This window comes from Oligoflexus sp. (genome assembly GCF_035712445.1).
In the GTDB taxonomy this organism is placed as follows: domain Bacteria; phylum Bdellovibrionota_B; class Oligoflexia; order Oligoflexales; family Oligoflexaceae; genus Oligoflexus.
Genome location: NZ_DASTAT010000080.1, coordinates 1 through 25,617 on the forward strand (window position 1 = coordinate 1; position 25,617 = coordinate 25,617).

The window sequence follows — 25,617 nt, forward strand, 5'->3', positions numbered from 1 at the left end:
AGATGGGAAAAGAAGGTTCGAAACTATGAGGCCCTATTGCATATAAGCTTTGCCCTAACGGCACTTCGGGCTGCCGGGGTTTTTGGATGAGCTCTAAAGCATCGAATAATTCTCGCGCCCCATTTTTTCACGACGATTCCATTTTTACTTCCGATACAGAATTTGAGTGCTCAATAAGGAGGCAAAAATTTCGGTTTGTTTTTTGCGCCCTCAAAGCATGCTAAAAAAGAGTTAACTTCAAGGATATGGTGGGATAAGGTTTGGGCTGAATGTACCTGATTCGAAATCAGGCGTCTGCGCATCCGCAGAGCAGGAAAAAGAAGAAACTCCCCACGAGAGTCAGGCATTCTCCCACTCGCAGCCTTTCGAATCGCTTGACTTAATTGCGAGCCGCCGTCCATTCCGAGGTAAACGCCGTCTCTCCCGTCCATGCATGACCATACTCTCTGATGCCGCTGTTCAGATCGTAAATGTTCTGCTCCTTGTCTTTATAGGATGAGTCTTCCACGCGAGCATAGCGGCTGAAACTCATTTTCTTTCCATCCGAGGACAACGACAGGTTTTTGATGTAACGCATATTCTGAACAAGAGGGCGACCCTGCCCACTCAAATCAGCGGGAATCAGCTGCACGGAAAAATCTCCGTCAACGCCGGCACGCGAGTTATCTTCAAGCACGGCCACGAGTTGGTCGCTGCCAGGGACAGGCAGCAGTTCACGAACGAAATAGTATAAGTAACTACCGCTCACGTATTGATAGAAGTTGATGTTGCGACTGCCGTTGGAATCCAGGCGCGCTACGTTGTTGCTGCGGCTTGTATAGCAGGTTGGCAGCGAATTTTCATAACGGGCCAGCCAGCATCCATAATGCTCGCTCGGGAGTTGGAATGGGCTGGATTCGGACTTGGATGCCAGGTCATAAACCGAGGCCGTTTCTACCGTGCTCTGGAAACTTCCATTACTATCGGAAGGAATCGTCGTGTAGAGCAGTTGCGTTGAATTCAGGAAATGGACTTTCGCATTGACTGACTTATCCGTGAAGCGCTTCTGAGCCACGGATGTTCCCGTTTCTATCGAGAATACATCCAACCAACCCAACGCATTGCTCCAAGCAGGCTGCACCGCCGCCAGATTCTTGCCGTCGGGACTCCACGCAAGTCCCGCACAACCATCGTCATGGTCGAGCCAGATCAACCGTTCCGTGATTTGCGTCATGAGGTTCTGAATAACGATAAGACTGGATTGATCAGTTTGCGATGGATTCAAGCAGACAGCCAGTCTTTCTCCCGCTTTGGACATGGCGTACTTGTAAAAATCGCTGAAGCTTCGTGATGTTGGAATCTGAAGCGGCATAGTGATGCTGCGCCCGCCATTTTCCCAAAGCTTAATTTCTCTATTGGAAATATCCAGTGTAACGAGGGTTTTTTCGCTGAGCTGGGGCCGCAGGTCGCCATCCGAGGGACTGCTGTCAAAAATCATCCCAAGAGTTTCCGCTTGGGCCTTGGAGAAAGGCAGGTAGGTTGCACTGTCAAACCTCGCCCCGCTGTACAAAGCCTCCTCTGCTCGTAAACCTCGAAGGTCAGTCCCCTTCAGGTTGCTGCCGCGAAAATCTGCCTGGTAAAGGTCCGCATTGTTAAATTTCGCCTTGATGAGCGTGGCTCCTCGAAAAACAGCAAGGCTAAGGTGCGCTCCCCTAAAATCAGCGAGCGAACCATTCGCATTGCTAAAGTCAGCCGCTTCACCCTCGACGTCCCGCCAGTCCGTGCTCAACATCGACGCGGAACGGAACCGCGCGCTGCGAATTTGAGCTCGCTGAAAATGTGCCTGATCGACCTGACTGGAATTAGCCACGATATTATTGAGTCGGGCATCCACAAACGAGGCACCCGTGAATTGTGCCTCCCTCACATCCGCCTCATCCAGGATGGCTCTGTCGAAGTTCGCGTTCTCGGCCTTGGCTCCCGTAAGTTTGCTGTAGGAGAGATTCGCTCCGTCGAGGGACGCTGACTGTAAGAGAGCATATTCCAGATTCGTATTTTCCAAAGAGGCTTTGGATAAACTTGCCAGCGAATAATCACTTCCGGTTAATCTCTGTCCGGAGAGTGACACTCCTGTGAGATCCAATCCCTGCTGATCACCACAGAGTCCGGCCTCAGGGTTTCTCCCTAAAGCACCGACCTCATTCATGCAAACCTTCCCACTCAAGTCGAAATGATAAGTGCCCGCGAAAGACAGTCCTGTATACAAAAGAGAAAAGCTCACCGCTGCTAGTCGAATCATGTCATGCCTCTTTTTACTGTATCCATAGATCAAAACTTCGACATGAACCAGGCGATTCGCGCTTATTGCAAAGATTATTGATCTGGCGGTACTGACACACGTCATGTGGGAAGAACAAGAAATTGTGGAATGCTTGCAATAAAGCTTTCTCATCTCTCTCCCATTTCCGTGGACGACATCTTCAGAGTCCTTACTGCACTTTCATTTCTTATTCGGAGCGCGATCTCATGCATGCTTTGACTTGCTCTTCTCTCCTTCTCCTCGTGTTGGGCAACACGGCGTGGAGCGCTGTTTACACCTATGACGTAACACGCAGGGACTGTATTGCTAGCTCTGGCGCTGCAGGGCGAAATCCCGAATGGGGCGTATGCTCCGATCAAAGCGGCAAGGACCTGTCCGGTAGTCATCATTCTGCCGAGAATGTGACCGGCAGTGACTTTTCGTTTGCGAGTCTCTCCCGGACGAACTTTGATGATGCGATACTGAATTATTCCATTTTAAACAGTGCTAGTCTTGATGCAGCCAGCCTGGAGCGGGCAAAATTCAATGGCATTAAAGGAGAGGCAGCAAACTTTGAAACGAGCAAACTGCAGGAAGCGAGCTTTCGAGCGTCGGATCTGAACACGGCGTCGTTTCTGGGTGCGCAGGCTGATCTTGCCGACTTTACCCAAGCCAGATTGAATAATGCCGTCTTTCAGCAGGCTCAAATCACAGAAGCCAAATTTCGATCAACATCCTTGGTGAAAGCCAATTTTTACCAGGCTCGCAGCAGTTCTGCAGATTTTAGTAATGCCCAGGCCCCCGGCGCAGATTTTAGAAAAGCGGACCTCAGCCTGGCCATTTTTCGTGGCGCCGATCTTTCCCGAACCAACTTCTTTGATGCCAATATCGACTTGGCGGATTTCCGGAATGCTATCGTAAAAGGCGCGGATCTTCGAGCGCAAAACTTTGCCTCCGCTGATTGGCGAGGAGCGAAGTTTGATGCCGGCACCGTCCTTCCTATCGCCCGTGATGAGGCGGTTCGAATCGGAATGATTTTCGATAGTGATTTACCCTGGAATACTGCAGTCGGCGCAGAGTATGGAGCATCCATCGGGAATCACGGCGGTATACAAGTAAAACTCTCCGGTTCGGAATCCTCTCAGCCCACCATTATTGTAAGGCAAAGTGGAATGAGCAGCACCGATACCTACACGTATAATCTTGCGACGGAGGAACTCAGCTTTGAATCCAAACCTAGCCCTTTTGCAAAGATAACCCTGACACCTGCCTCGCCCGAATACATAGAGTATCTCAGCACGTTGAAGAAAAAGATGGCTTTTGTACTCCTTCCTGAGAGCTACCTCAGGGGGGATATGTCACCGCCCATAAACAGCAACAAAAATTTCGCACTCGTTCCAGTCCTGCAGCTCCTGGACCGGTCCCTGGCTCGTCAAGGTTACCAGGCCAAGGACTGTGCGCTTTATGTTTCCTTCGATGATCTGAGCCTTCCTTCCAAATCTTTTGCTCTGGGCGGCTATGCCGACCTCCAGGATTGGAATAACAAAGCCAGCGCTGTCTGGGTTTCGAAAGGCACGACAGCGGTGCTTTTAAAAGAAGCAAACTTCGACCAAGGTGGCAATCCTTATGTGCAGGTCTACGAGAGTTCTTCGTTCCCCAGTCGTGTCATCGGCAACGGCACGCTCTTCGACCTACGCTCGTCGATTCTGACCCAGAATTTTTCATCCTTCGTTTGCTATCAGCGTTAAGAGGAATCCATGAGCCGTATGCTATTGAGTTTCGTCTCGCTGCTGTCAGCTAACCTGGCTTTCTCGGCCACGTATAACTTTGATGCGCAGCAAGCTGAATGTGTTGATTCCAAAGGAAGAGTCGGACGCAACCCGACCCTGGGTGTCTGCGGTGATCAAAGCGGACAGGATCTCAGTCAGCGCAACCTGACAGCTATGAATCTTCTCGGCAGCGATCTATCCTTCGCCAGCCTTAGCCAGGTACAGATGGATCGCGCTGATCTGTCCTATACCCGACTCTCTTCGTCGAGCCTGGATCAGGCTTCGTTGCGAAACGCTCGACTGGTGGGGGCACATGGTGAAAATGCAAACTTTGACAGCACGACATTGACCTCAGCTGATTTCCGTCAAAGCCGTTTTCCTTTCGCCAGTTTCGTCCGAGCCGATCTCACGTTTGCTCTTTTGATGAATGCTGAGTTCCGTGAGGCCAACTTCAGCGAGGCGAAATTGAAAGAGGTCGTGGCGCGGCAGATTCAATTGGGCCAAGCTCAACTTTCCAAAATTTGGGCCGAAAAAGCCGATTTCTCAGCTTCGATGCTCAAAGGGGCCGACCTTCATCAAGCCGTGCTGCGCTACAGTAATTTTCGTGAAGCCGATCTCTCCGAGGCCCAGATTGTCAATGCTGACCTGACAGGTACCGACCTGAGGCAGAGCCGGCTTTTTGGAGCGAATTTTTCTGGTTCGAATCTCAAAGATGCTCTGGTCCTGGGCGCTTATTTCGATGAAAGGACGCAGCTTCCGTTTTCCCGCTCCGAAGCTCTGGCCCTGGGCATGATCTGGGGTGGTCCTGCCAAGGACGACCTTATCCTTTACGATGGTGACGCGGTGGGATTCAGTGCGGGGCAGAACTGGGGAAGCACCCCGTCTGATGTTCAGGAATTTGAAAAGAGGCTGCGATTCACGCTGCACAATAAGGATATGTGGGCTGCAGCAGCCTATGCCTTCCGCAACTATGAAGAGGTCGATTTAAGTTCTTACCGTACGCTCTCGTTCCAGGCGTCGAGTTCCACTCCTGTTCGTGCCATGTTTTACCTCGTGAACATGAATACAGGAATCGAATCTGAATCATTGAAACCTCTTCTGGATCCGATATCACGTGCCTATTCCATAGATCTGCAGGAGCTGCAGGCGAAGGGCTTTGACTTGAACAAAACCCAAGCCATCATCGTGGCCGTAGCTGAGCCCGAAGAGAAAACGTACCGGATCGATGTCGATGACATTCGTGTGAGCCGGTAAAAGGAGTCGTCCATGTTTAAAATAGCTTCAAGCAAAGTCGGGCCTGGTCTTATGGCAGCAACGCTGGCTCTTATGTCCTGTCAGGACAAGACAGCCTCTGTCAGTCAGAGCTTGTTCCTGCAAGCGATCCAACTGCAGACCGATTATCAGGATTACGTCAGGCTCATTCCCAGCCCAGATCAGGCTCAGGTGATTTATTATGTGCCAACCAATGGCGGTGTTCTTATGGAGAACGGAAAGCCTCGCTTAAGTGTGCGGCAGAGCGGAAATGCTTTGCGCGTCGCCGGTGCATTTAAGACCGGAGGTTATGATAAAGTTTTGAACTCTTTGCGGAATGAACTCAGAGCCCAAGGATTTATATTGGCCCCAGCTCCCATTAAAAAAGCCAACGCGGACTATCTCTTGGCTGCGACCCGGCTTCCGAGCGGCCGCTTTGATGTGCGCTGCGCTGAAAGCGGAGCCATACGCTCCTGTCAGATATGGGATGAGCAAGCGGAACGCCCTGGCCTCGGCACAACTGATATTCGCCGCTTTCAGGCTACATTTCCAACCGCTGCAACCGTCGCGGATCGCATGTTCTTCAATTTCGAGGTGGATGCGGAACCCTACCACGATCTGGTCCAGGATTTCCTCAATACTGGGCTCGAATGGGACAGCTTCTTCATTGGCAAAGTCGATTGGCTGCTCAACATCCAAAAGCCGTCGGAACAGTTACGCCTCACCATTGCATGGGACCGGCTGGCAGCCAGTGCCCGTCAGGTGATTCGCGCTTGCCAAGGCAGCTGCAGTGCGCAGGAGCTCCGGGACTGGTTCCAAAACCACCTGGACCAACCTGATTCTGTTGTTCAAATAGGTGAAGGTCGGACACAGGATATCGATTTTATTTTTGATCACGAAGTTCGCCCCAGACTCTTCGTGGAATTGATTGAACGAGGCGGGTCTCAGAATGAGAATACGCGCTATTTTACACTAAGGCTTCAAGCTGACATCGAAAATCTCGGCGTTCAGGACCTTGCCTGGGATGTCCCTCGGCAGGACGCAGGGCCTGGAAGCCAGGAATCACTTTATCGCATTGAATGTGTGAATGGCGCTGTGGATCAGCCGTTGACCTTGGCCTCTGCGTCCAGTTTTTGTCCTCTTTGAACCAAGGATGCCTCATGCGCCTATGTAATTTGCTTTTAATAGGTCTCCTCTTGCAGGCAGCACAGGCCTGGAGTTATCCCGTTCCATTGGGAACCCGTCAGCCGCTGCAGATCCCTGCGAAATTCGTGGACCAGTACACATTTTTTGAAGACCATGAGTCTCCAACAGCCCTCTACGTAGTACCGAGAATCGGCACGATTGATTTGCGGCAGGCCGGCTCCACAGTCTGGCCGCGCTTCGTTTTCAGTACAGGAATTCATAGCAACGGCTATTTCCTTGGCTATGATTACGTGAGACTGGGAGGCACACTTCGCGGCGACGCTCGCCCCGGACTTTTTCAGGAGCTGGCAGCCCTTACCCGCACATGGGGTCTGACCCTGAGCTATGCCCCCTTCTGGAGCAGTCAACCCGAGATTATTTCTCTGGGCCGCATCCGATCTCCGGGCGAACATTTGGATTGTCGCTTTGAGACCAGGCTTTTGCAGGACGGCATAAAAACGATATCACTGCCCCACTGCGTTATTCGTGAGAATGGGCGCGAAGTCGATATCGACCTCTTTCAAAATTTCGCTTTGCTCATGCCCGACGGAGGGGAGGTCAATGACCCCATCGGCTGGAGCGCACGGACGCTTCCGGGCTGGGAACTACCCATTCGTCAGAAACTGGAACAAGGAGCCGGCTGGGATGATCTCTTTGTTTTAAGTGTCCAGTGGGGGCTCGCAGCCGCAGGGCAGGGACGTGCCGTCATCGAAAGCCATGCCGCACGCATCTATGACAAGCTTGAGTCTCTTGCGCGAACCGATAGCAGGACCAGCTGGACCCTCCCTGATTTGGAGCAATTGTCCCAGCAGATAATGGACTGTGGCGAGGCCTGTGGTTTTCGCAGTGCCGCGTCCCAGGATAAACGCATGCATCAGGCCTTGACAACGTGGATGCAGAATAAGTTTTTCATACTCATGAAGCAGGACGGTCAGGATCTCTGGATACCCAAATCCTTTCCCCTCAATGAAACAATGCTGACGGACCAATGGACCCGCGAAGCTCTTCCGCTGGCAGGTGAAGGTGCTTCAGTCGCAGAAACGAGATTCCTGATCCATTGCCTTTTAACACCCGACGATGGTTCAACTCGAGTGCGCTGGGATACGGACGCACCTGATTGCCAGGAAGGACGGGAGCTATGAAAAATCTTTGGCTTGGTCTTTATCTCATTCTATCAAGCTGCGTATTGCATGCAGCCGGTTTGGAGCAAACTTTAAGCGAGTGCGAAGGCTGCCATTTTGAAGAACGAACCCAGGCTCAACAACATTTCAAGAACGGCTTGGGCCAATGGACAGATCGTCAATGCGTAGGCTGTCACCAGGAAACTAACGAAATAGGCCGCAATATCTCAGACGGCAAGTCCGATCCTCGCTATTACGGGCTACCCTTGCGTCGGGAAAAGCTCATCAAATTAAATGAAAGTCCGCTGTCTTACACCAAAGCTCCTAAGAATCCTTTTTGGATACAGGATGGAGTGATGCGTATGGATCAGGCAGGGCTTCTCTCTTATGTGAAAAATCCGGTGCGCAGCCCCTATTTTAATGGACCTGAGCAGGGCATGATGGCATTCCCGTCCTTGGATGCCAAGGCCTTGCACGAAGTTCTAAAGCGCAAGACCCCAGGTTTCGGGCCTGATGATGAAATGCCTTCCGATATGGCTTCCGGTCAGAAAATTTGGGAAAGCAATTGTCGCAATTGCCACGCACCCGACGGACTGAAAAATGCACCGAGTGGACTCTACCTCAGCCACCTCTCGCCCTCGTGGGTTTGGCGCTATGCGAACGGACACGTAAAGAACCCCTATACGGCGCGGACTATGCCGACTTTTGCGATGAAAGAAGCCGAGGCCGCTTCACTTATCCAATACCTCCGACATGAAAAGAATCGGAAGGTCGAGAGGCTGGACCAGGAGGTCCAGGCGTTAGCGTTGTCATCACGAAATCCACAAAAAAAGCTGGAATTGAAACCCATGGCGATCACCTGGCTGCTCGACAAGATGCCCAGAGCGGCCTCATGCGTTCACTGCCACGATGGTGATCAACGTGCGGCGACACGTTTTCGGGCTACAAGGGAAGGCATCATCGACTATGTGCAAAAGAATGGCAGCGCCGAGCTCCTGACTCGTCTCAAAACGCGAAGCCTGGAAGTGAATACTGATGTCACAGCGTCACGACCCGGCATGCCGATGACACTGTCGCCGCTCCCGGATCAGCTCATTCAGTTGATGGAAACCTGGATGTCGCAATCGTGTCCTTTGGAAGATGGGCGCAAAGTTTGCGCGCGTCCCTAAAAAAAGAAACAAAGATAAAAAACTTTGCAATGTGCAGCACACGTTTGAGTCCCCAGTATGTTCTTGAAATTTACTAACGGAGTTTTTCATGACCTTGAATCGATTCGCTCAACAGTCACTGGTTTCCCTGGCATTGCTGGGATCCATTTCGCTCGAAGCCGCACCTATGGATCCACGGGATCGCGCTGCACCAGGTAGCTATTCCGAGTATGTGGCGAACACGTTTGCTCTCTTCGCTGATTCCGATGATGCCAAGATTGTCTATTATGTTCCTTTCAGCGGCGGCATTCGCGTTAAAGCACCCAGCTCCGCGGCTCCAATCCCCTCCTTTTCTGCAGCATCGTATACGCCAAGCTTTGGATTCTTCGCAGGTGAAGAATTAGTTTCTTTGGGTGGCACGATCACAACAACTTCGGACCTTGATGCCTTAGGCAAGCTGACAGCTGAAGCCAATGCCCAAGGCCTGAGAGCTTTGCCTCTTCCCGTCGAATCCGCTCAGGTGACGTTTCAATCGCGCGGTCGCGTAATGGAAAATGGCCGTGTTGATGTGCAGTGCGAGAAAGAGGAAATGAAAATCACCAAGGCGAATGGCGAGGAGCGTACTATTTCCGTTCCGAAGTGCTTCACGCGTCTGGATGCCAATGAACCCTATAAACTCGATACCAACATCATGTATGCCTTTTCGTCGACCTCGCTGGGTGACAAGGGTACGGCCGCTCGCGACGTCAGCTTCAGTGCCGTGCTTCTGCCGGGCTACAAAGATTATGTTGAATCCAAACTGATGAATGGCGCGTCCTGGGATGACGTCCTGGTGCCAAGCATTTCCTGGAAAGCCAGGACCGATAGAAAAAGTTACAAAGCTGACCTGATCGTGAACTGGGAACAGCTCTTCGAACGCGCTGAAGTTTTTGCGTCCTACCACAACGGTGCTTGTGTTGACATTGAAATCCAGGGCTTTTGGGAAAAGGAACTGGGCTGCAAAAAGGCTGAAGACTGCGCGATCAACGTTCAGTTCTATGATGACAAAGGCCAGAAGACCGATGTGGTTCCCACCAACAAGGACTTCATCGATTTCGTGATCGCCGCCAAAGACAAACTGCAAAACGAACTTTGGACACCCATTCAGCCGGCTCTGGATCGCGTGAGCACCAAGAAAAATGCTCAGTACGTCCTGCGCGCCAATTATCAGAAGATTGAAAAAGAGCGTCATGAAACCCTGACTCTTCTTTGGAACCCCGGTGCAACCGTTCAATCCGTTGAAACCAGCTTTACCGTGAATTGCATGGTCGCGGACAGCCTCGGCGACAAGGTTCGTTGGGACATGGAAGATCCAGGTTGCCGTGCTCTGGTAGGTCAACAGTAATTCATTTCTCAGCTAGGAACACATGATGAATAGATCCGCTTTCGCAGTGCTGGCTCTTGCCAGCTTGCCCATGCTGTCTCATGAACTGCAAGCAACCCCGGGACCTAACCCTTGCCCGATCACGTTTTCGACGGAAGTCACGGATCACTATCAGGTCTTCTGTGATGCCAATCCCACTCGCAAGCTGGTCTACTACGTTGCCAAGGAAAGCAGCGTCGAAGTACGCGGCGTCAATACATCGGCACCCCGTCCACGTTTTTCCGTGAGTCTTGCCAAGAGCACCAGCGAATCCAGCTTTGGTGAGGACGTTTACCGGCTTGGCGGCACGTTCTATACGGGCGGTTACCGGAAATATCTGCAGCAGCTGCAGGCCGAAGCAGCCAAGGCAGGCTATGGAATCACCCCTGCTCCTTTTGCGACAGGGCGCATCGCAGTTATGTATAACAATCAGGTTCTGGATGGGACCAACGGTCGTCCTCAATACAACTGTGTAACTGAGACGAAAACCATTCAAACAAGAAATGGGGCTAAAACGGTTTCGGTCCCCAGCTGCAAAGGCAAGGACTATGCGACGGGAGCGGAAACCGATTTCTCGGTGGACCTGATTGAAGAGTTTGGAAACTTCGGTCTGAGTGGCGAGTCAACGAGCCAGAAGCTGGCTTTCCAGGCAAAGACCGCTCCAATTGCTGTGGACACGGTGAATGACAAACTTGCCTTCGGTGATGAGTGGAGCGACATTCTACGTTTGAAGGTAGACTGGACCGTTGGAACGCGTGAGCATCCCCGCCGGGCCATTGCCTCGGTGAAATGGGACCTGCTTTTTGAAGAGGCGGATACCTGGCAGCTTCGTCACAACGGAGCCTGTACGGACGAGGAGTTTAACGAATTCATTGAAAGAAAAGTGGAATGCAAACCGGACTCGGAATCCTGCTCGGTGAAATTCCAATACTTCGATGAGAATGGTCAACCCACCAATCAACTTCCGGAAGGCGAGTACTTTGCCTTCATGAAGAGCGTGAAAGAAGAGCTTGAAAAAGAGCTTATGAATCGGGTGTCCACAACATTTCAGAATCCACTGGGACCAGTGTCCCGAACGCCAACAACAGCCTATCTGACAACCAGGAAAAACGTTGTGCTCCGGACGTCCCAAGGGTACATTGAAAAAGAGATCTGGTATTATCCTGATACCATCAACAAACCTGTAAGCACACTACTCAATATCGAATGCGTCCAAGGGGAACCAGGTCGTCCTATGATCTGGAACACTGAAGATGAGATCTGTGCCGACTTGCTGGGCCTCGCGTCCGAGCCTAATGAATAATCAGCCCGGGGGAGCAATCCCCCGGTGCTTTCAAGAAAGGATGAGATTGTGCTTGTCAAAATTTTAAGAACTCTGCTCCCCCTCGCAATTCTGTTGTCAACCGCAGGCTTTGCGCAAGAAAAATATCCCTGGTTTCGTCTTGATAGCGCCAACAAGATTGAAGAAAACGGCATGCTCTTTGCCAAGATCCGCGATTACCCGGATGGCAAAGGTCTGATGTGGTACACCGAATTCCGTCCTTATTTCAGCGCTGAGCCACGTAAACTTGCAGGTGATGCTGATCTGTATAAAGCTATTATTACTATCAAGCCCAAGGCTAACTATAATCGGGAGCGCCAGGCCTATCTGGATTTTCTGAACAAGCATAAAGTCCAGGACATGAAGGTCAACCAGTTGCCAGGCCTTTCTGCAGATGGAATCTTTGATACCCAGAAGTATCAGGTTTGTCAGCTGACAGAGTCATTCAGATCGTTGCTCTTTAAGGGTGATGCCGCATTTGAACCCAAGCAGACGATGCCGGCCTATCCTGATCTCTGTAACTTTACGGTCTACTTTTTCGGCGATAAACTTGATGAAGTCAAGAATCTGGTTGCAAAAGCAAGCGCGTCAGATATCGTAAAAATTCGCTATTCGCTGCCCTTCTGCGGTGAAGGAAGTTATGTGGATCGGCCCCTCGATAGCTATCTGCAAAAACTGGTCGAAGTGGGTGCTCTGAGCAAACAGGGCGATGACTATGTTCAAGACAATGCCGCTCGATTCTTTTTTCGGTCTGTCCAGGTTCTTATGGCTGATCCCAACATCTTAAGGTTGGACGGTGCCAACGCCGAAGCGAAGTGGGTCAAATTCTTTGATACATTTGTGAGGCTGGAAAATGATGGCAAGTCCGTGCGTCTGGATCTGGTCTCTCATCCCGATGCTCTTGAGCGCGAGGTTTGTGTTTCCAGTCCCTTTGAGTATTCCAACCAGCAGTGATGGGAAGATAAAGGCCCGGCGATTTTGGATCCCGGGACATTCAAGCGGTCAAACTATTCCGGAGTCCAGTCATGTTTCTGAGTAAAAATTGGGGATGCTGTCTTTTGATTCTGTTTAGTTTGACTGCGGGCTGTCGCACCGATAGCGGTGGTAAAGGTTCCAGTCCTTCACCAGAACAGGAGTGTAAAACCGAAGAGGCCGGAAAAAACGATTCAGCCACGCGCTTGAAAGAGGAACTTCTGAGCCAGGGCCAGTGGACCCAGGATGGGGAACTTTGGAAGGCCCAAAACCCGGGAGCGATGATTTTTAAATCGATTGCTCTTTTTAAGCAGAAGCCCGAACTCCTGGAAAACGAAGGGGCCACTCCTGAAGACAAATGGACGAGCTTTTATCAGGATGCGATGAGGTTGGAGGAAGGCGGATTGACCTTGGCTCCTGTTGGAAAAAAGAACTGTCCTTAAACCAAGGCGCGGCGCCAATACGCTCATCAGAGTCCGCCTCCGGGTTGAACGGGTTCCCGCGTCATGGGCTTGCGACTTAACGCTAAAGTAAAATCCGGTTCACTCAAGGGCGGAACTGTAGCCTGCTGCGGTTTCTTCTCCGGGACTATCGTTGGAGTCTCTTCATAAAGGCCGCTTTCATCAAACGCCTGAAGCCAATGATGGACTTTAATCCAACTGGCATCGAGAGGGCTGAGGTTTTTATAAAATGACCCGCCCTGATCTCTCACGGACTGCTGAAAGCGGAAGATCTCAATATCCTCGGCAAAGCTGAAGCGCAGCACGAAGTCTACAATGGGACGCAGAATCTTCAAAAGAAAACGCGGCCGGCCTCTGAAAATAGGGAACGCAAAAAGCAAGCTGCGATCCTTGTCGACCGGACTTCCGAAGACCTGCAAATCGACCCTGACATCTATCCAACGAGTCAGCCGAAGGCGTGATAGCCCTTTGAAGCTGATCTGAAGAGATGGGGAACGCTGCATGATGACGTCCAAGTTTTCACCGTTCGCATCCACGAAAGTCGTCTGGGCTTTATCCTGCTGAATATGAGTCTTTTTGTAATGACCAGATGAAACCGGAAGGAAGTGCTTCAGGATTTTATGAATATGAACATGGCTAAAGTCAAAAGCATTCAAACTGGCTATGGAATAGTGCGAAGGAAACTCATACGAGGTCAATGATTGGGTGCTGTAGTAGGACGCTTCGTTATTATTCTGTAAAAGAAGCGCTTCTTTCTCGCTATCAAGGCAAAGGCCCGGATCGCCCACGGTGATCCAGACCATCCCGTATTTCTGCCGGATGGGATAGGTTGGAACCGAAGCCTTCTCACGAATCTTTGTGGAATCGAGCGTGAGCCTGGGAATATCGGTACATTCGCCTTGGCCGTTAAACGTCCACCCGTGGTAGCAGCACTGCACCCTCCCCTTTTTCACGCAGCCTTGCGAGAGAGGAATTCCCATGTGGCTGCACTCATCCTTAAGGCATACAATATCCCTGTTTTCATTACGAAAGAGGATGATACGATGTCCGAACAATTGCTTCGGATACGACCGGCCGGCTTTGATGTCCTGCACACGAGCAATGGGAAACCACTGATCCCTAAATGTTCGCAAGTTTTCCATAAACCCCTCTCATGCATCACGCTTGCGCGATCGGAACGTGTCCAACCACGCCCACTCTCATGGATTGTTAGCACACATAAGACAGGCAGGAAAGCCAATACAGGCATGGCTTTAAGGCAAGTTAAAAAATCATCCAACGCTTCATTTCCCCTGCCCTTTGACTATAATCGTAGGCGCCGAGCAGACGTTTTCCATAGCCGGCCCGCCCACGACCTCCAGTTTCACACTATGATCGCCTGTCACGGATGGTCTGAAACTCAGGGTCGCCCTGCGACTGTCGACCGTGAAGATTTCACGTTCGATTGTGGAGCCAAAGGCTTCCAGGAGCTTGAATTCCGGCGTCCCATCACTGATCGGCGCGACCAAGGATTTGCGGAACTCCAGCTGATTATTGCCACTTGCGCCTTGGATGATCCATTCAATATCCCGCGTAGCCGTCGTATCGCGAGCCACCTCGCCAAAATTCACGATATTTTTGCCTGGAAGCAGAGCCTTGCCATCGACATAGGCCTTGACGATTTTGCCCTCGATTTCGGCCGTCTGGATGACCCGAAGGCTGCTGACAGTTCGGGAGGGCAATGTGCTGTTCGCAACAAGACTAATCGTGTAACGGCCGGTTCCAAGACCCGAACCCAGGGTCTCGACCTGGCTGGAATCAACAGCAACACGAATTCGACCCGTCATGCCCGGCTCAATAGGCGGCACACTCATCTGGATAGGAAGCCAAGGCGAAGCATCCGATGAGGGAATAAGAATCTTCACAGTCTGACTTGTATTGTTTGTGATATTGATAAACTGCTCCTGCGCATTCGTTCCGCATAGAATTTTGCCCCGATCGAAATTCACCTGTGAGGTCAGGCGTCCGTCTTCAGCCGCGATGCCGCCACTCAAGAAATCATCGGAAGCCGGTGTACCAACCACAGTGTTGCCAGGATCCAGGCTGACGTCTATGGATTCGCTGGTCTTCGTTCCTTCGATTGCAAAGCTATTGGGACTGCAGCTTTTCAAGGTCGCGTGGGACACGGTCCAGGTCATCCGGGATGTGCCCGAGAAACCTGCGGGAAATTCCATGACGGCTCCCAATCGTCCCACGCCCTGACCTTGCTCATCCAGGGTTTGCACCTGACCGATATCCGAGCTGACAGTCCAAAGGCCAGGCAAACTATAGCTAGCGCCTCTGCCCGTGACAGGGATCATAAAGTCCGGAACTTTCATGGCCACGTTGCCCTTCATCTGGATTTGACGGAAAGACGGCACCGTAGTGAAAAGAGTTTTCGGCAGATAGAAACCAACCGGCATATCGGAGATGATAAAGTTCACTTCGCGGACTTCACCGTCTTCACTCACCGTGGCTTTGAGTTTGCGTTTGACCCCCCTGTTATTGGTTCGGAGGTCTTCTGCATAATAGTTCTGCCGCTGAGCCTCCAAAGGCTGATAGGTCAAGGATAACGTCGCACCGGGCTCCAGAGTTTTCTGCAGCTCCGACGGACTGCTGGTCAAGATGAAAGGCGAAGCTTCAGCCAGTTCTTCCCACTGGAAATCGAGGAAGCTGATAGGAAAATTCCCGTTATTTTTGATGCGTATGGTCTTTTGATCGGAACGTGTGCCGCAATCCGTGGTCGAAGTCACGCGAAAATCCTTACCCTCCGGAGTCACCGTCAAGCGGGGTGAGCCCGAGTCAACCACGAGTTCTTTGATTTTCACCTGGCCTTTGACAGGCAGATTGAATTCGGACACGAGCGGACAGTGAGTCTGTGATTCTTTTGCTGTGATTTTCAGTGTGCCGGACAGGGAAGCCGCCTGCCAGGCTGCATCGAGTTTGACCTGAAGTGGGTTACGAAGGACTTCAGACTCCAAGCTATGAAGTTTCAGGCTGGCAGGAGTCACAGTCAGACCGGGACTTCCATCTTTAAATTCCGTGGTGATATCCACATAGGTCCAGTGATTCTGAAGAACGTTCAGTTCGTAAGGAATGGTGACCGATCCGCGCGTGGTCAACGTACCCACATCAATGATCTTTGCAGAAGGAATAATGCGCGCCAGCGACCATTTGATGGGCAGAGTAACGTCTGCGCCCTCGGCGTTGTCATAAGTCACGACCACCTTGCCGAGCTCTTCTGTTTCGGCCAGGATGCGATACTTTTCAAAGGATAGCGCACTGATGTCCTGCAGCCACACAAGCGACAGAGCCGGTCCCTGACCACTCATCGTCTGGGCGCTTGCTGTGAACACCATATCCGTCGTCGCCTGCTGTCCGTTCACCTGCACAGCCATCAGATCGCTCGCCGCAAAAAGAGGGCGGAGCGACTCGTTTAAGCGAATTGAAACCCGATACTTCAAATCCTGACTGCTCATATTGCGCAGACGATTGCTGAAACTCCTGATGGGAACCTCGGCACAAGGCTTGCCCATGGGTTCGCTTCGACCCAAGCCGAAGCTCGAGCTCCCAGGTTCAAAGGAGAGACCTTCCATGGAACTGACGGCTCTCATGCTCACGACTTTGCCTGTGGAATAGCAGCTGTTCAGAGCTCCTCCGGCATCTATCGAACTGGATTCTCTGCCGCTCATGTAGGGCGAGCCTGTATATGCGACCGTCACCAGCGCTGTCTCAGCCGGTCCGATTTCCAGCTTGTTTGAAGCTGGACTGACAAGACTAAACCCTTGGCCCAAACTCGGAAGTGTGAGCGCAGCCGGGGCGGTTCCCTCGTTCTTAATCTGAAAGCTTTGCATCGCTTTGGCATTCGCTACAACAGTTCCAAAGTTCAACTCGAGCGGACTCAACGCCAGGAATGCACCGGAAACGTCGACGTTGAGGGCGATTTCCTTGCTGATGGAGTTGCCGCTGTCTCCAGGCCGCAGGCTATACCCAAAGACCACTTTTTCACCGGCTTTAAAGGTCGATTCAAAGCGAGTCCGATCGCTCACCTGAATGATGACCCTGATCGTTTCTCCCTTTTTCAGTGAATAGTCATTGATGAAGGAGCTCGTCCCCACTGCATCCCGTGACTGAAGCTTGAAGGTCACGCCTTCGATACGGGAGGAGTTGAATTGGCTGTTGATTCGGCTCTTATTCCAAAGTCCTGCAGCGCCCACCTGGACCGTGCGCGAGGAATGATTGGTAAGATCCACCGAAAATTCAGGCTGATCGCTTGCCCCACAGATATAGCGGCTTCCTTGAGCGCTGGCCTCGACATCAAGATCCTCATTGACTGTATAGTGAAGAGGCAGGACACCGGCGGGCTGCCTGCAAAGGGGAGCAGCCGCATCGTTTTCAAAGCGGAAATTCACCAGCGTATCCCACGTCCCGACCTGATGCGTTTGTAACCAAAGAGGAAAGGAATTCGCCCGCGCTAGTCCAGGCTGGATCGTGAGTTTGGTTTCCGGAAAGTTGATAAAGGGAGCCGTGACAGGTGGCTTTAAGCTGATCGTCACGACGGCAGGACGGTTGCCTCGATTGACAAAATCCACATTGAAGGGATGGGAAGCATAGGATGAAATCGCCTGCGAACTGGTAAACTCCATGCCGCGGATGGGATCGAAAGGAGTGAAAGCGCCATTGCTGGTGGTGCCGACTTCCACATAGGAACCTATCACCGTAGCCTGCAAATCAAAGCTGACAGTTTCACCCGAGGCCTTATCCCTCAGACTGAGTCGTCCTTTGTAGGTGCCCGGTCTGAGTTCCTTTCCATCAAAGAAGACTTTCACGGTGCCTTGAGCATTGGCCGGAATAGTCCATTCCTTGGCATCGACGGTGAAGGGACCTTCGATGCTTTCAAGGCTGACGTCGCTGGCCACATTTTTGCGAAGGCTGAAGCTGATATCCTGCGTTTCCGCGCCGGATGTAAGGCTGCAGCTTTGATTCCATTCCAAACTTTTCTGAGTGGTTTTAAAGACGGTCGAACCCTGGCCCTGCAGTTTCACACTCGGGCTCAATGCGGTGCAAATTGGTTTTGAACTCTGCCACAAAAGGTTGGTGGAATAGGAGCGGTTTTCCAGAGGTTGAAAGCTTACGCTTATAGTCTTGCTCGTACCCGCGGCCAAATCGAGCTGACCGGGGTTTACGGCAAAATCAGAGTTCAGCCCGAAACGGATCTGAGTATCAGTTTTTCCCAGATTGGTCAGAGTCAGCTGCTGCTCCGCCTTGTCCTTGGGGGTCACAACGCCGAAATCCAGCGTACTGGCATTGAACTGAAGAAGAACGCCTTCCAGGGCTTCCTGAATTTTAAGGGGAGCCTCTCCATTTTCGTATAAGGCGCTCACTTCGATATTCGTCCTGCCCGTGGTCAGGTCCAAATCCGCGGCGGTCAAAGTTCCTGTGACAACTATGGTCAATTCTTCGCGTGGTTTCAAAGTTCCCTGCGCCGGGACAAAGGCAAGCCCCGACTTCACCCGCTGCTTCATGGTCCAGCTGGCAGCGGTTTCTCCACTGTTTTTCAGTTTGAGCTCGGCCGTCAAGGAGCCCGAACACTGGCTGAATTTCGTCGCATCGACCACCTCCCAGGCAAGTTTCGCTGGGATTGCGCCGGGCTTCCCCAGGTTAGGACCGGGCGTGCTCGGTCCTTCGCTGCCAGTAGGCGTCGGCGATGGTTTCGATTTCGGAGTACAGGCCAAGAGAGAAGCCAACACCAAAACAAGGATCTTAAGTTTGAGCATGAAACAATCCAGGCAAGGGTTCCAGGACATCTTAGCTACGCAAATAAGTGACCATGGGGCAGGACACTGGGAGGGAGGAAATATTGCGAGCCTGGACTGTTCTGAGGCCATTCGGCATCAGGGTGGGCCAATGGAAAGGGGACGAGCCCCCCGGGTTTCGCAGGCTCAGGAGGCCTTGGCCTGCGTTACAGGAGTCAATTGGAAGTGTATTTCGAACCAAAAGGCAAAATAGTCGCCTGCAGGGTCATTGGGTTCACCCAGCTTGACCTCGATGCTTCCCCGCGCCTTTTCGAGGAAGGTTTGAACGGCGCTCATCCCCACGCCGCGACCCGATATGTCGGTAACTTCGCTGGCGGTGGAGATGCCTGATGCAAAAATCGTATTGGCAATCTCTTCATGCGAAGCATGACTCGGAATGAGGCCGAGCTTTTCTCCTTTGGCCTTCAATTTTTTCATAGCCAGTCCGCGACCATCGTCGCTGATCCTGATCGTCAGACTATCGCCGTGGATCTCTGTCCGGATGCGAATCGTACCGGCTTCGGGTTTCTGTTTGCGTCGACGCTCGTCTGGTGCTTCGATACCGTGATCCAAGGCATTCCGCAGAAGATGCACCATACAGTTATCGAGCACCGTCTTTTGATCCGGGGCAACGGAGACGTCATCAATCTCGAAGTCAAAAATCGGATCGGTCCGACCGATGTCGCGAGCGATCTTCAGGGCCCGCTCCTTGTAACCGTCAAACGTAGCTGGCAGCTGCTCGAAGATGAGCGAAGTCAATGCTTCATTTTGTTCACGCAGCCAGGTGATGATCGTGCTGGGATCGACCGGCGGATCCTTTACGAAATCTTTGATGATAAAGTAGTGATTCTCGATGAAATCCCGTTCGATGACGACCTTGTTGTAATTGTCGCTCCGATTCAACTTGTTGCGATTGATGTCGATGTATTGATCGAGGATGGCAAACGAGGCCTTCACGTCTTCCTGCAAACGTGTCCGATCAATAGGCGCATCCTTTTTAAGAATGTCGGCGTAGTGATCTTCCATATCATGAATCTGACGGGCCAAATCTTTAAGCTGCAGGGTCCGCGCGGCGCCTTTCACGGTATGGGCGTTGACAAAGAGCATGCGAATCGCAGCCGGAGTCAGGGGGACCTCCTCCTGGTTCAGAATTCGCTCGTTTTCTTTCAGAAGTGGCAGGCTCGTCGAGAAAAACTGAGCGATCTTGTTGGGTGAAATCGCGATAAGCTCCTGGATGAGGTTCAACTCCTTCCGCTGCTGCTCAGCTTCCTTTTCAAAGGCTTTCTCGGCCGTCACGTCCAGCAGCGTCACGAGCAGACGCACCACGACATCAGCCTCGACTTCTATATTCCAGGTCGCTTTCAGGTATTTGACTCCGTCCTGGTGTCGATAGCAAAGCTCGGAAGGCAGCTTGTCGCTGTTCACTTCGTAATTAAAGACCAGATCGCCGACTGAGGCGGTAATGGTCTGCCAGGCCTGATCACGCGCGTCCGAACTCATGTCGCAATGATCGAGGATCAGCTCCTTAAAAGACTGAAGACCAATATCGCTGCGGCCCAGAATCTGCTTAAGATGGGCCGAGTAGTCTTTGGCAACGAAGCCATCGGTCATGACGGAGAGAACTCCCTGGGGAATGTAGTCCAGGAGTGCACGAACCTCTTTGGTTTTGTGATCAACCAGTTTTTCGAGGTTCCTGTTGAAGTAAGTGATCTCTTTGTTCTTCAGTTCGAGGTCCCGGCTTTGCTGCAGCGAACGGAGATAGGTTACGGCGAACTCCTTGGCATTGACCAGGGCCAGCGCCAGGCCGATGCAAAAATTAGCCAGGAGGATGTTATAACCATTTTCCCGATTCGACTGCAGGATGTAGCCGATCATAATCGGGAACTGGAACACGGAATTGCCTATGGTTCCCATAATGAAAAAGGCGATCCCGCTCAGTCGATGTTTGATTCCGAGGTAAAGAGTCAGGAATATCAGGAACGTGCTGCTGCTGAAGCTGACGATAAAAAGGACGGCAATGAGCAGGTGCAAGCGGAGCATAACACTCACCGAAGCCCCGATCGTCGTCAGGAGCGCAGCGACGAGCATCAGGCGATGACTGCGCTTGCTCAGCACGAAGGATATCTTATCCAGTAAATAGAACTGCAGGGAACAGATCCCAAAGAGATTGATGATGGTGAAAGAGTTCAGCAGTTCCTGTGGCGTGATATTAAAGTTGAAGACGTACAATAGGCTTAAAGCGAAGGAACAGAAGGCAAAGACGGCGAGATAGAGTGATGACCGATCCTGACGCCGAAAGGTGAAGATGAATCCGTAGAAGACGAACATGATCATAAAGCTGCCCGATATCAGAGTCGCATAGAAACGGATTGAATAGGACAGCGTGTTCAGATAGCTTTCGGGTCCGACGTAGAAGCTTGACATATTCAGGGTGTTGCGCCCCAAAAAGAGCGGGCTCGTCGCCTGACCGTACAGATAGAAATCACCGGACGGTTCGATGACAGGCATGGTCACCGTCATGTCGCTGACGTTGGCGTTTTTGCTCGGATCCGTGTTCAGTTTCTTATGGACGATGAGTCGCTCCGTTTTCCCAGAATCCACATAATGAAGCACGAAGGGATGATACAAGCGAGGCAGGTTGATGGCCAACCGGCGGCTTTTGTCATTTTTGAAGCGAATGATATAGGTCCCGAAAGTCGCTTCCGTTTCCTCCAAAGGATAGGGAAAGGTCTTGAGGCGCAAGGTGGCTTTCACAACATCCGGCTGCGTGACGAGGGACTGGAACTCGGCATCACTCAGATATTTGGGGTCGAGCAGGACACCGGGCACGAAGAACACCTGACCTTGCACATGAAAGAACTCCTGCGTTCCCAGCCCCCGAAGGTCAACAATTCCATCCTCTACCGTCGCGACTTTTTCATCACCGAAACGTAAAACCAAAAGCTTTTGGAAAATAGACGTTTCAGCTGAGGCTCGTGTGCTCAGGAGGATAGCGAATATGACAGGAATCCACCGCATGGCATGGCCTTTCTCATTCGTCCGAGAGTCTCCTCTCTATCGGATTTCAGAGATCACGTCGCTATTACTCTTTGGAACCGAAAGAGCCCCAGGTGCACCTTCAGATGGTGGATTTCTGTTTTTACGGAAAAACGTCAAAGCTTCCAGACCTATGGAACGAGCGCCTAGCTGGAGGAATACGGTAATGCGAGCCATTATCCCCTAAAAGTAAGAAGCGTCCATCGGGCTTTGAGCGAGGGCCCTTTAGAGCTGGCTCAGGATCCATGCATAGTGAGCGAAACCCGTGTAGGTATAATACGTATAATCGAGAGGCCACAGCTCTGCATGTGACGAAAGCACGCCGTGGATGACAGCCTGGGAGCCGTTATAGGTGAAGATCCCACTGCCGGAATCTCCGGAATCCACAAGGTCCTGATTCAACGTTAACTTTTGATTCAATAAATCAACTGCGGAAATATTCACCTCCCGCCACTTCAGGTAGTAGCCGATATTATCGATGCTCTCATGCAAACCTGAACCGGATATATAAGCCTGTAGTCCCTCCGGGTTCTGCGTACCGACCTGAGCAGCCAGCTGGGTGCTGCCGAGAGTCATGTCCGTCGTGAGATGCAGCATGGCCAGATCATGAAGATAGCCGTTCCCCTGATTATCCCGCCAATTGCTTGGGCTGGTGTTATAAGGATAGCTTACGCTTCCTACTTTCCACGAGCGCCCGTCGAGTGTGGAGCCCGAGTAGCTTGCTACATAGGTGGAACTGTTATTGGCATTGCAGTGGGCCGCGGTCAGGATTTTATTGGACTTCAGAATGGTTCCTGTGCAGGTTCTCCAGCAAACACCGCGATCAAGCAGTTCGCTGAGCCCTGACGGTTGGCGGGAGCAGCTTAGGATCGCGACCTGATAACGATACTGCTGATCCTGAGTCTGAAAATATTGACCTTGTTTTATCTTAACTTCGCTTGTCTCGGTAACCTCGACCTTGTCACCGCAAGCCAGGGCCAATAGGCTATGAGCAGCCAAAACGACAAGCGCTTGAATCCGTATCCGCATTGGTTTTTCCTTAATGATTACGATTGACTGAACATAAGCGGCCCACTTAGGGATAGGCGCCTACGATGGATACCGGGGAAGACGCAGCAGGAGCCGGTTTGCGGCAGGGTGCTGCGTTATTGTTTTCCTTATGACCGCTGCAGCATTTTCTGAGGCCAGACGTCCTGGATGGCGTAAGAAAATCGTTTGGAGCAACCCATGTTTTTAACTCACTGTAAAAACCTAATTCGAAAGTTACCTGGACTGTCCACGAGTTTTGTGGGCATGACGACGCTCGGCCTTTGCCTGGTTCCCACGGCTCACGCTGCCAATATTAAAATAGATTGGCTGCGTGATGAAAGTATGGCCGTGGCACGAGGCTACGATTCCGTAACCGGCGAAGTGCGTGGCGACTGTATCACGAACGCGCCTGTCGTTCCCCCATCCGGAGCAGCGGGGCAAGTCTCACGCTATGAATTGAAGCTGGCTGAAAACAGCAGACAGCTGGAAGAGTCTCTGAATATCACGGCCGAAGCATCAGCGCGAGCTTTCATCTTTGGTGCATCGTCGAAGACCAAGTTCATTTCATCCAAGAACATCAACAGTCTTTCCACCTTCGTCATCATTCGCATGCAGGTCCTGAATCCGACCCAGAGCATGATTTCCCCGTCGATCTCGCCACTCCTTCTGGACGTCTTGAAAAAAGAAGGAGCGGCATCGTTCCGCGAAAAATGCGGTGATTACTTCGTCACGGGTTACACGTCCGGTGCCGAATTCATTGCCATCCTGAAACTCGACTCGTCGACCGAACAGGAAAAAAAGGATCTGAGCACAAGCCTGAGCGCCAATATGGGCATCTTTAGCGCCAGCGCGGAGTTCAACGACTCTTTCAGCAAGTTGAAATACAAGGCCAAAAGCGAACTGATCGTTCTGCAAAACGGTGGGGACTCTGAAAAATCGCCTATCGACTTGCAGGGTATCACCGATCGCGCCTCGAATATGCCGGTCCTCGCCCTTAACAAGCCTATCCCGATTTCCCCTATTCTGCGCCCCTATGATGAAATTCCGGAGTATATAAGCCTGGTCAAACAACCCTTCGTACTCTCGGAAGCGTCCAATTTTATCGCACGCGTCTCTGCAGAGATCGTTCGGGAACGAAACCGCTTCTTCACACTCAACGATATCCTTGATTCGGGTCGTTACGTGCTGGGCAGCAGCGAGCAGATCAAGGCCTACCATTTGGCTCGGCACAATGTGATCGCAAATTTGAACCTCCTTCGTTCGGCTTACCTGTCCTGTTCGAATACCTTGTTCGAAAAACGTGTCGACAATCAAAAATCGCCTTGTCAGTCTGATATTCAACTCAAACCCAGTTCGTTTGAACTGCCAGCGAAGAAGTGAGACAAGCCATGAGAAAGATCATCAGTTTCCTGAGCCTCGCTGGAATGTCAGCGGTGCTTTCATTCTGTGCGAATCCCGAAAGCAGTCTGCTCAAACGCAGCGTTCAATATGCCGAAGAGGATACGCAACTTCTCAAGGGCTTCAATAAGCTGGAGAATCGCACGACTTCCAAGCCTTGCTTGAAGCAGATCGGGCGCCGCGAAGACGAGCTGGTCATTCCCGATGCGAGTGACAGTTTCGGTCAGGTGGTCACCTATAAGATTACGCAGATACAAACGCGTGAAGACCTTGAAGAGCATATGGATGTGTCCGCCTCCGCCTCGCTCAATGCCTCCGTGTTCGGTGCATCGGGAAAGATGAAATTTATCCAGGATAACAAGATAGATCGGATGGCGATCTATATGCTGGTTTCGATCGAGGTGCTCAATCCCAGCCGCACCGCCCGCAATATCGAATATACCGATGCGGCCATGAAGTTTCTGAATGCGAATGACTTCGAAAGCTTCCGCAAAGCCTGTGGGGATGAATTTATCGCAGGCTATTCCACCGGCGGTTCAGCCTACGCTCTCGTTCAACTCAGCACGGCCACACGCGAAGACCGTGATGCCGTGGAAGCGAGCCTGGCTGTGAACAGTGGCTTTTTCAGCGCCAGTGGTGATTTGAAGTCGCGACTGAAAGAAATCGTCGGCAAGCGTGATATCTATGCGAAGATTCTGAAGACAGCCGGATCCGGCGTTCCCGTGAAAAGCGACATTGCTTCGGTGACAGCTCTTGTGGAGAACTTCACGAAGGAAGTGGCGACGGCTCCGACTATTCAAAAGGTGGTCCTGCGTTCCTACTCGACACTTCCCATGAACCGCATTCCGAATCCCGCGGATCGCGTGACGCGCTGGAATTCGATCGAAGAACTGTCGGATCTTTACAAAGAGCAAAGAAAATGGCTGGAAAACATTCAGTATGTCCTGGCCAATCCAAGCTACTATGTTTACACGGCCGAGAAAGAAGTTGAGCTGAAGAATGCTCTGGAGGTCGTCCACCGCAACATGAATTCCCTTACTGCGACCTATGAGTCTTGCAACGATCTGACCAGAGCATGCCTGCTGCCGGACATTGAATTCTTTTATGTGGAATTGCCTGCCGAGCAAGTGCAGGAAAAAATTCCGCCGATACCTGACTTTGCCATCTACAAGGAAGACGCTGTCTGCGGAGCCAGGACCACTGAATTTAAAGAGGATGCCAGCTGCGGATTGGAAACCTATTCGGAAGTTTGCGGTTCGAATCCCAAGTGGGGCGTGGATGGCAATATCTGTGGCTGGGATAAAGGTCAGAAAGAGCTTCAGCCGACCTGGTACTGTCCAGGTGAACAGGACGCCGCTTGCCGCAAACTGGGTGCAGGTTGGAAGCTCGATGCCTTCAATGAAGAGACGGATGCGAAACAAAACCGTTGCAGC

The 25,617-nt window shown here is 51.7% G+C and carries 16 protein-coding genes; 11 read left to right on the top strand and 5 right to left on the bottom strand.

Annotated elements, in window-relative coordinates; translation table 11 throughout:
* Nucleotides 1-379: 379 nt before the first annotated feature.
* Entirely contained in the window at nt 380-2,431 is a 2,052-nt protein-coding gene (locus VFO10_RS17965) for a pentapeptide repeat-containing protein (protein WP_325142686.1), read from the bottom strand.
* Between the two features lie 74 nt (nt 2,432-2,505).
* Here VFO10_RS17965 and VFO10_RS17970 point away from each other — a divergent pair, with 74 nt between their 5' ends.
* The 9 genes from VFO10_RS17970 to VFO10_RS18010 all read left to right on the top strand — a co-directional run bounded on the left by VFO10_RS17970 (nt 2,506) and on the right by VFO10_RS18010 (nt 12,890).
* The gene (locus VFO10_RS17970) at nt 2,506-4,026 is read left to right on the top strand and encodes a pentapeptide repeat-containing protein (protein WP_325142688.1); all 1,521 of its coding nucleotides are present in this window, start codon (nt 2,506-2,508) and stop codon (nt 4,024-4,026) included.
* Between the two features lie 9 nt (nt 4,027-4,035).
* Nucleotides 4,036-5,301 carry a pentapeptide repeat-containing protein gene (locus VFO10_RS17975; RefSeq protein WP_325142690.1) on the top strand — a complete coding sequence of 422 codons (1,266 nt, stop codon included), beginning with the start codon at nt 4,036-4,038 and terminating at the stop codon, nt 5,299-5,301.
* 12 nt (nt 5,302-5,313) lie between these two features.
* Nucleotides 5,314-6,444, top strand: coding sequence for a hypothetical protein (locus VFO10_RS17980; protein WP_325142692.1), 1,131 nt, complete (start codon nt 5,314-5,316; stop codon nt 6,442-6,444).
* Between the two features lie 14 nt (nt 6,445-6,458).
* Nucleotides 6,459-7,625: a hypothetical protein gene (locus VFO10_RS17985; protein WP_325142694.1), complete on the top strand. Its 1,167-nt coding sequence runs from the start codon at nt 6,459-6,461 to the stop codon at nt 7,623-7,625.
* On the top strand, nt 7,622-8,773 hold the full coding sequence (locus tag VFO10_RS17990) for a cytochrome c (protein WP_325142695.1): 1,152 nt from the start codon (nt 7,622-7,624) through the stop codon (nt 8,771-8,773). Before VFO10_RS17985 ends, VFO10_RS17990 begins: the two co-directional genes overlap by 4 nt.
* 88 nt (nt 8,774-8,861) lie before the next feature.
* Entirely contained in the window at nt 8,862-10,136 is a 1,275-nt protein-coding gene (locus tag VFO10_RS17995; protein WP_325142697.1) for a hypothetical protein, read from the top strand.
* 25 nt (nt 10,137-10,161) lie between these two features.
* Nucleotides 10,162-11,457: a hypothetical protein gene (locus tag VFO10_RS18000; RefSeq protein ID WP_325142698.1), complete on the top strand. Its 1,296-nt coding sequence runs from the start codon at nt 10,162-10,164 to the stop codon at nt 11,455-11,457.
* 48 nt (nt 11,458-11,505) lie between these two features.
* Entirely contained in the window at nt 11,506-12,429 is a 924-nt protein-coding gene (locus tag VFO10_RS18005) for a hypothetical protein (RefSeq protein ID WP_325142699.1), read from the top strand.
* Between the two features lie 71 nt (nt 12,430-12,500).
* The gene (locus tag VFO10_RS18010; protein ID WP_325142701.1) at nt 12,501-12,890 is read left to right on the top strand and encodes a hypothetical protein; all 390 of its coding nucleotides are present in this window, start codon (nt 12,501-12,503) and stop codon (nt 12,888-12,890) included.
* Between the two features lie 26 nt (nt 12,891-12,916).
* Here VFO10_RS18010 and VFO10_RS18015 read toward each other — a convergent pair whose 3' ends face one another.
* From VFO10_RS18015 to VFO10_RS18030, 4 genes are all read right to left on the bottom strand, one after another.
* Nucleotides 12,917-14,050: a Rieske 2Fe-2S domain-containing protein gene (locus tag VFO10_RS18015; RefSeq protein ID WP_325142702.1), complete on the bottom strand. Its 1,134-nt coding sequence runs from the start codon at nt 14,048-14,050 to the stop codon at nt 12,917-12,919.
* A 141-nt stretch (nt 14,051-14,191) separates the two neighbouring features.
* Nucleotides 14,192-18,703: a choice-of-anchor D domain-containing protein gene (locus tag VFO10_RS18020; protein WP_325142704.1), complete on the bottom strand. Its 4,512-nt coding sequence runs from the start codon at nt 18,701-18,703 to the stop codon at nt 14,192-14,194.
* Between the two features lie 165 nt (nt 18,704-18,868).
* A complete protein-coding gene (locus VFO10_RS18025) occupies nt 18,869-21,739 on the bottom strand; it encodes an ATP-binding protein (RefSeq protein ID WP_325142706.1) in 2,871 nt (956 codons plus the stop codon).
* A gap of 243 nt (nt 21,740-21,982) precedes the next feature.
* Complete coding sequence (locus VFO10_RS18030) at nt 21,983-22,786, bottom strand: trypsin-like serine protease (protein WP_325142708.1); 804 nt, start codon at nt 22,784-22,786, stop codon at nt 21,983-21,985.
* A 264-nt stretch (nt 22,787-23,050) separates the two neighbouring features.
* On the opposite strand from VFO10_RS18030, the gene VFO10_RS18035 reads away from it, so the two are divergent.
* Together VFO10_RS18035 and VFO10_RS18040 are read left to right on the top strand one after the other, a co-directional pair.
* Nucleotides 23,051-24,166, top strand: a complete 1,116-nt coding sequence (locus tag VFO10_RS18035; RefSeq protein WP_325142710.1) for a hypothetical protein — start codon at nt 23,051-23,053, stop codon at nt 24,164-24,166.
* An 8-nt stretch (nt 24,167-24,174) separates the two neighbouring features.
* A partial coding sequence (locus tag VFO10_RS18040; protein WP_325142712.1) for a hypothetical protein occupies nt 24,175-25,617 on the top strand: 1,443 nt, incomplete at its 3' end.

What these genes read in the sequence shown, in the direction of transcription:
- VFO10_RS17965 (WP_325142686.1), bottom strand. Translation starts at nt 2,431, where the DNA reads ATGAGAAAGCTTTATTGCAAGCATTCCACAATTTCTTGTTCTTCCCAC.
- VFO10_RS17970 (WP_325142688.1), top strand. Translation starts at nt 2,506, where the DNA reads ATGCATGCTTTGACTTGCTCTTCTCTCCTTCTCCTCGTGTTGGGCAAC.
- VFO10_RS17975 (WP_325142690.1), top strand. Translation starts at nt 4,036, where the DNA reads ATGAGCCGTATGCTATTGAGTTTCGTCTCGCTGCTGTCAGCTAACCTG.
- VFO10_RS17980 (WP_325142692.1), top strand. Translation starts at nt 5,314, where the DNA reads ATGTTTAAAATAGCTTCAAGCAAAGTCGGGCCTGGTCTTATGGCAGCA.
- VFO10_RS17985 (WP_325142694.1), top strand. Translation starts at nt 6,459, where the DNA reads ATGCGCCTATGTAATTTGCTTTTAATAGGTCTCCTCTTGCAGGCAGCA.
- VFO10_RS17990 (WP_325142695.1), top strand. Translation starts at nt 7,622, where the DNA reads ATGAAAAATCTTTGGCTTGGTCTTTATCTCATTCTATCAAGCTGCGTA.
- VFO10_RS17995 (WP_325142697.1), top strand. Translation starts at nt 8,862, where the DNA reads ATGACCTTGAATCGATTCGCTCAACAGTCACTGGTTTCCCTGGCATTG.
- VFO10_RS18000 (WP_325142698.1), top strand. Translation starts at nt 10,162, where the DNA reads ATGAATAGATCCGCTTTCGCAGTGCTGGCTCTTGCCAGCTTGCCCATG.
- VFO10_RS18010 (WP_325142701.1), top strand. Translation starts at nt 12,501, where the DNA reads ATGTTTCTGAGTAAAAATTGGGGATGCTGTCTTTTGATTCTGTTTAGT.
- VFO10_RS18015 (WP_325142702.1), bottom strand. Translation starts at nt 14,050, where the DNA reads ATGGAAAACTTGCGAACATTTAGGGATCAGTGGTTTCCCATTGCTCGT.
- VFO10_RS18020 (WP_325142704.1), bottom strand. Translation starts at nt 18,703, where the DNA reads ATGCTCAAACTTAAGATCCTTGTTTTGGTGTTGGCTTCTCTCTTGGCC.
- VFO10_RS18025 (WP_325142706.1), bottom strand. Translation starts at nt 21,739, where the DNA reads ATGCGGTGGATTCCTGTCATATTCGCTATCCTCCTGAGCACACGAGCC.
- VFO10_RS18030 (WP_325142708.1), bottom strand. Translation starts at nt 22,786, where the DNA reads ATGCGGATACGGATTCAAGCGCTTGTCGTTTTGGCTGCTCATAGCCTA.
- VFO10_RS18035 (WP_325142710.1), top strand. Translation starts at nt 23,051, where the DNA reads ATGACGACGCTCGGCCTTTGCCTGGTTCCCACGGCTCACGCTGCCAAT.